1 protein-coding gene is annotated in these 573 nt (G+C 34.9%); it reads right to left on the reverse strand.

The window, feature by feature from the left end:
* Positions 1-573: DNA replication/repair protein RecF (locus HZY83_RS06215; protein WP_179943191.1), on the reverse strand; the 573-nt coding region annotated here is incomplete at both ends.

Below are 573 nucleotides of genomic sequence, written 5' to 3' on the forward strand. Positions count from 1 at the left end.
ATCTCGATGTGGTCCATAAAGACACACACCTCTTTCTTTCTCTCTTTGAAGATTATCGTTTAATAATTCGATGACCTCCTCGAGCAATTCTGATTCTTCCTTCTCATAATCACTTAACTTTAAACTTGGTAAATATTTAAGTCCTAACTTCTCACGCTCATTCGTAATCCCTGAATGAATCGGTTGCGCAAGTTCTTCCAGTTCTTTTATAAAATGCTCACGACGTAACGTTACCTTTAAAGCATATTGAGCAAATTGTTGATTTAACACTTCTAACATTGTCGTATCTGTCTTCTGCCCAATTTGTAATTGCTTCAAATAGTTATTCTTTTGTTTAAGAATACGTTGGTATTGAGCTAAATCATTTAAGTAAACGGCTGAAATTTGTCCTAACTCCATGTCTATGAAACGTCGTCGTATCTGTGGTGAACCTTTAACAATATTCAAATCTTCCGGAGCAAATAAAACGACATTCAAGTGTCCCACATATTGAGTCAGTTTACTTTGTTCAAGGTGATTGACTTTAACTTGTTTACCTTTTTTAGTTATAAACATTGTAAGTGGCATTGTGCC

Origin of the sequence: Gemella sp. GH3 (genome assembly GCF_013415425.1) — a bacterium.
Taxonomy (GTDB): domain Bacteria; phylum Bacillota; class Bacilli; order Staphylococcales; family Gemellaceae; genus Gemelliphila.